This window comes from Methylomonas rivi, assembly GCF_024505165.1.
Lineage (GTDB): Bacteria > Pseudomonadota > Gammaproteobacteria > Methylococcales > Methylomonadaceae > Methylomonas > Methylomonas rivi.
The window spans coordinates 1-5082 of record NZ_JANIBK010000205.1 but is presented as its reverse complement, the minus strand read 5'-3'; the positions used below and the strand labels follow the sequence as shown (position 1 = coordinate 5082).

General features: G+C 53.3%; 7 protein-coding genes and 1 pseudogene. 7 read left to right on the top strand and 1 reads right to left on the bottom strand.

The features are described 5' to 3' along the window. Positions 1 to 245: pseudogene (locus tag NP596_RS19705) on the bottom strand (hypothetical protein); the annotation flags it as partial. A gap of 158 nt (positions 246 to 403) precedes the next feature. Between NP596_RS19705 and rpmH the strand changes: the two are divergent. The 7 genes from rpmH to NP596_RS22115 all read left to right on the top strand — a co-directional run bounded on the left by rpmH (position 404) and on the right by NP596_RS22115 (position 4944). Further along, a complete protein-coding gene (rpmH, locus tag NP596_RS19700; RefSeq protein WP_256617105.1) occupies positions 404 to 538 on the top strand; it encodes a 50S ribosomal protein L34 in 135 nt (44 codons plus the stop codon). Further along, positions 539 to 907: a ribonuclease P protein component gene (gene rnpA / locus NP596_RS19695; RefSeq protein WP_256617104.1), complete on the top strand. Its 369-nt coding sequence runs from the start codon at positions 539 to 541 to the stop codon at positions 905 to 907. Continuing rightward, entirely contained in the window at positions 889 to 1113 is a 225-nt protein-coding gene (yidD, locus tag NP596_RS19690; RefSeq protein WP_013820712.1) for a membrane protein insertion efficiency factor YidD, read from the top strand. The genes rnpA and yidD overlap by 19 nt, the downstream gene beginning before the upstream one ends. 3 nt (positions 1114 to 1116) lie before the next feature. Then, positions 1117 to 2808: a membrane protein insertase YidC gene (gene yidC / locus NP596_RS19685; RefSeq protein WP_256617103.1), complete on the top strand. Its 1692-nt coding sequence runs from the start codon at positions 1117 to 1119 to the stop codon at positions 2806 to 2808. A 6-nt stretch (positions 2809 to 2814) separates the two neighbouring features. Then, positions 2815 to 4152 carry a tRNA uridine-5-carboxymethylaminomethyl(34) synthesis GTPase MnmE gene (mnmE, locus tag NP596_RS19680; RefSeq protein ID WP_256617102.1) on the top strand — a complete coding sequence of 446 codons (1338 nt, stop codon included), beginning with the start codon at positions 2815 to 2817 and terminating at the stop codon, positions 4150 to 4152. Between the two features lie 109 nt (positions 4153 to 4261). After that, positions 4262 to 4501, top strand: coding sequence for a DDE-type integrase/transposase/recombinase (locus tag NP596_RS22120; RefSeq protein ID WP_371927984.1), 240 nt, complete (start codon positions 4262 to 4264; stop codon positions 4499 to 4501). Next, positions 4498 to 4944 carry an integrase core domain-containing protein gene (locus tag NP596_RS22115; protein ID WP_371927983.1) on the top strand — a complete coding sequence of 149 codons (447 nt, stop codon included), beginning with the start codon at positions 4498 to 4500 and terminating at the stop codon, positions 4942 to 4944. Before NP596_RS22120 ends, NP596_RS22115 begins: the two co-directional genes overlap by 4 nt. Positions 4945 to 5082 lie beyond the last annotated feature (138 nt).

Genomic DNA, 5082 nt, shown 5'->3' with positions numbered 1-5082 from the left:
ACCGCGCCAATAGCCGCGCCGCCCGCCGCGCCGATAAGACCGCCGACAGCGGCCCCGGTGGCGGTCTCTTTAAAAGAACTCGCCGCCTGGGATGCCAATTGCTGGCATTCCCGCATATCCTGATCAAGCCGGTAGGCATTTCTGTCGTTATAAGTGTCCACGGTAGGCGTCCAACCTGTGGTTGCCGCACACCCCGCCATTAACAAGCCTGCCATCAATGAAACCGAAAGGTTAACTTTGTTCACGTCTAAACTCCTGCTGTTATGTTGAAAAATCCCACTTATTTTTATACATTAACTCATGTTCTACCAATTTGGTCATGCCAAGTCAAATTGACAGCTTGAAGCCGTTCACGTATTATCCGCAGCCTTTTTTATCCATTTTATTTAATAAGGCAAACTCCATGAAAAGAACCTACCAACCCAGCAAACTTAAACGCGCCAGAACCCACGGCTTCCGTGCCAGAATGGCTACCGTGGGCGGCCGTAAAGTGATCAATGCGCGCAGGGCGAAAGGCCGCGCCTCCTTGACAGTCTAATTGTCGGCCGAAGACTTCGGTTTTCCCGATTTATATCGGCTCAGGACGCCCGCCGAATATAAAAATGTCTTTGCAAACCCTGTAAAATCGACCGACAGATATTTTACAGTGCTCGCGATCAACAGTCCCTTGCCGCACCCGCGGCTGGGATTGGCCATCGCCAAAAAAGCCATTAAAAAAGCAGTCGCACGGAATCGCATTAAAAGAACTGTCCGGGAAAGCTTCCGCCTACAAAAACAACAGATTGTCAATATAGATATTGTGGTATTGGCGCGCGGTGACGCAGCAAATGCAGACGTGCAAATTTTGAGGAAGTCATTGGAAAGGCATTGGCTTAAATTGGTAGATCGATGCGATTCCTGCTCATAACCCTGATCAAGGTTTACAAATACTTCATAAGCCCCCTCCTGGGACCGAGATGCCGTTTCTATCCCAGTTGCTCAAGTTATGGCCTGGAGGCAATCCAGCTGCACGGCGCCGCCAAGGGCTCCTACCTCACGCTTCGACGATTATTAAAATGCCACCCCTTCCACGAAGGTGGCATCGATCCTGTTCCAGAAAAATTGAGTAAATAAACAATGGATAACATTAGATTTGTACTTGTCATGGCGATGTTGATGATTTCCTATATGCTTTGGGAATCATGGCAGATTGATTATGGCCCGAAACCGCAAGCCATCGTCTCCGACACTCCCTCGGTAGCCGGAAGCAACGAAACAGCCTCATCCGCAAATCCCAGCCCAACCGAAGCCAGCCAGCCGGCAGACCAGCCAAGCTCACATGTCATTACAGTAAAAACGGACGTATTTGCCCTGGAAATCGATCCGGAGGGCGGCACCTTGCGTAATCTGGACCTGCTGCAATACCCGCACGAAAAAGAAAATACCTACGTCAACAAAGCTTACGAACTGATCGGCATGCAAGCACCGCAAAGAGATTTGTCGCCCATCCGCTTGTTCGACAGCAGCCCGGACAAGCTGTTTCTGGCCCAAAGCGGCCTGGTTGCCAGCGGCGACTCCGCCAGCGCGCCCGACCATCATGCCAAGTACAACAGCGAAAAAACCAGTTACCAATTACAGGAAGGCCAGGAAGAGCTGAACGTTCCGTTGACCTGGACTAACGAACAGGGTTTGCGCATCACCAAAACCTTCACCTTCAAGCGCGGCAGTTACACGGTCGATGTGGCGCATAAAGTCAACAACCAGTCCGGCAAACCCTGGACCGGCCGCCAATACAATCAACTATTACGCGTCGAACACAGCGACAAAAGCGGCAACAACTTCATCAGAACCTATTCCGGCGGCGTGGTTTATACCCAGAAAGACAAATACCAAAAAGTCAAATACGACGACATGGTCGACGGCAACCTGGATGTCGCCAGCCAAGGCGGCTGGAGCGCATTTATCCAGCATTACTTTGCCAGCGCCTGGATCCCACCCGCCGAGCAGGAAAACCATTTCTACACCAAAGCGCTCAACGAAGGCCGCTTCGTAATCGGCTCCTACTCGCAGGACGTCAGCGTACAACCCGCCGACGAAGGGGTTTTCAGCGCGCAAATGTTTGTCGGCCCTAAAATTCAACCCATGATGGAAACAGTCGCGCCCGGCCTGGAACTGACTGTCGACTACAGCTGGCTGACCATTATCGCCAAACCGATTTACTGGATGCTGAACCAAATTTACGATTATATCGGCAACTGGGGCGTCGCCATTCTCGGCATCACCTTCTTCATCAAAGCCTTGTTCTTCAAACTGTCCAAAGCCAGTTTCCAGTCCATGGCTAAAATGCGCAAGATTCAGCCCAAGCTGAAAGAGCTGCAAGAGCGTTATGCCGACGACAGGCAAAAATTCAATACCGAAATGATGGCCATGTATAAAAAGGAAAAGGTCAACCCGTTGGGCGGCTGCTTGCCCATGCTGGTACAGATTCCGGTGTTTATCTCGTTGTACTGGGTGCTGATCGAAACCGTGGAACTGCGCCAAGCCGACTTTATGCTGTGGATACAGGACCTGTCCGCGCAAGACCCGTTCTACCTGCTGCCGATTGTGTACGGTATCACCATGAAAATTCAGCAAAGCCTGAATCCGGCGCCTATCGATCCGCTGCAGGCGCAGGTGATGAAAATGTTTCCTATCGTGTTCACCGTATTCTTCCTGTTCTTCCCTTCCGGCTTGGTCGTGTACTGGATCTGCAACAACAGCTTGTCGATCATCCAGCAGTGGTACATCACCAAACACGTACTGGCGGAAGACTCGCACCACCATCACTAGAAACGGATGAGCACCGGCGACACCATAGCCGCCATCGCCACACCGCCGGGTAACGGCGGTGTCGGCATCGTCCGCATGTCCGGGCCCGCCGCGCTCGACATTGCCCGACACATCACCCGCAAAACGCCCAAACCCCGCCACGCGCTGTTTAGCCGGTTTTACGATGCGGACGATAGCGTCATCGATTCCGGCTTGGCGCTATTTTTTCCCGGCCCGGCGTCGTTTACCGGCGAAGACGTTCTGGAACTGCAAGGCCACGGCGGCAGCGTGGTGTTGGATATGCTGCTGCGGCGGGTGCTGAGCCTGGGAGCGCGGTCGGCCAATCCCGGCGAATTCAGTCAACGCGCCTTTTTAAACAACAAAATCGATCTAGCTCAAGCTGAAGCCATCGCCGACCTGATCACCAGCGGCACCGAACAAGCCGTGCGCTCGGCGCAGCAATCCATGCAGGGCGTATTCTCGGACCAAATCAACGAACTGATAGACGAACTGATCGAATTGCGGGTGTATATCGAAGCCGCGATCGATTTTGTCGACGAAGAAATCGATTTTCTCAGCGACGGCATGGTGGCCGATAAAATCGAGCAGTTGCACGGCAAAATTCAAAGAATACACGCCACCGCCCGGCAAGGCCGCTTGCTGCACGACGGCATCACCGTAGTACTGGCAGGCAAACCCAACGCCGGCAAATCCAGCCTGCTGAACGCGCTGGCCGGACACGAGGCGGCCATAGTGACCGACATCGCCGGCACCACCCGCGACGTGTTGCGCGAACGCATTCAGATCGACGGCATGCCCCTGCATATCATCGACACCGCCGGCCTGCACGACAGCGACAACCTCGTCGAGCAGGAAGGCATCCGCCGCGCGCATAAAGAAATCGAAAAAGCCGATAAAGTCTTGCTGCTGATGGACAGCACGGACCGCGAAAACGACGCCATACCGGACGAACTGCCGGCCGACATCGATGTCACGCTGGTTTTCAACAAAATCGACTTGTCCGGACAAGCACCGCGAATCGTAAAACATCCACACCGGGACGAGATTTACCTATCGGCCAAAACCGGCGCCGGCCTGGACTTGCTGAAGCAATACCTGAAAAGCAGCGTCGGCTTCGGCGAAACCGCCGACAACGTCTTCATCGCCCGCCGCCGCCACTTGCAAGCCTTAAGCCTCGCGCAACAAGCCGTCGAAAACGCCGGCAACCAACTAAAAAATCAGGCACCGGAACTGGTCGCCGAAGACCTGCGGCAAGCGCAAACCAGCCTGTCGGAAATCACCGGCGAATTTACTTCCGACGATCTGTTGGGTGAAATTTTCGGCAGCTTTTGTATCGGAAAATAACAAGAATTCCAGCTTGTTCCGAGCAGCTCCTAAAATGCCATGCTACAGCAATAACTTACGCTAATTTTATTCCAGAATAGATCCAAAGCCTTGAGCGCGACCGCGCCCAATCTACTACAGCTGGGATATCACCTATCTGCCCACGGCCATCAAAGGCCAGTTCTACTATCTCTACCTGTTCCTCGATATTTTCAGTTGCCGGATCGTCGGCTGGCAAGTATTTGAGGCAGAAAGCAGCCAATACGCCAGCGAGTTGTTACGGGATATTTATTTACGCGAAGGGCTACAACCTGGGCAAGTCATCCTGCATTCCGATAACGGCAGCCCCATACCCACAGGGCACAAGTGAAAGGCGCCACGATGCTGGCCACCCTGCAACAGCTTGGCTTCATGCCATCGCTCAGCCGACCGGCGGTCAGCAACGACAATCCCTTTTCGGAATCGCTGTTCAAAACCTTGAAATATCGCTCGCAATACCCGTTGCAACCGTTTGCCGACCTGAGCCGCGCTCGTGAATGGGTAGCCGATTTAGTGTGTTGGTACAACCACGAGCACCGGCATAGTGCCATTGGCTTTGTGACCCCGGCGCAGCGCCATGCGGGGTTGGCCGCAGCACTGTTGAATCAACGCAAAGCGCTCTATGAAGACGCCCGCCGCCAAAATCCGCGGCGCTGGAGCCAACACACCCGGAACTGGAACAGAATCCATACCGTGCATCTAAATCCGGATCATGCCGAAACCCAAAACAAACCGACCCAGGAGATGGCTAACCAGGAGAAAATAGCTGCATAAGATTTTCACCTTGAGGCGACAACTCGCTTGAAATTTTCCGGGCCAATGCTCAGGCAAATTGCCAAGCAGTTAAGGGGGCAGCGGGATTTTTTGGATGAAGTTAGAGATAGTTAAATTAAACTGTTCATCGGCAGCCAA

Bases quoted from the DNA above. Each gene is read 5' to 3' on its own strand.
- rpmH (WP_256617105.1), top strand. From the start codon at position 404: ATGAAAAGAACCTACCAACCCAGCAAACTTAAACGCGCCAGAACCCAC.
- mnmE (WP_256617102.1), top strand. From the start codon at position 2,815: ATGAGCACCGGCGACACCATAGCCGCCATCGCCACACCGCCGGGTAAC.
- yidC (WP_256617103.1), top strand. From the start codon at position 1,117: ATGGATAACATTAGATTTGTACTTGTCATGGCGATGTTGATGATTTCC.
- yidD (WP_013820712.1), top strand. From the start codon at position 889: ATGCGATTCCTGCTCATAACCCTGATCAAGGTTTACAAATACTTCATA.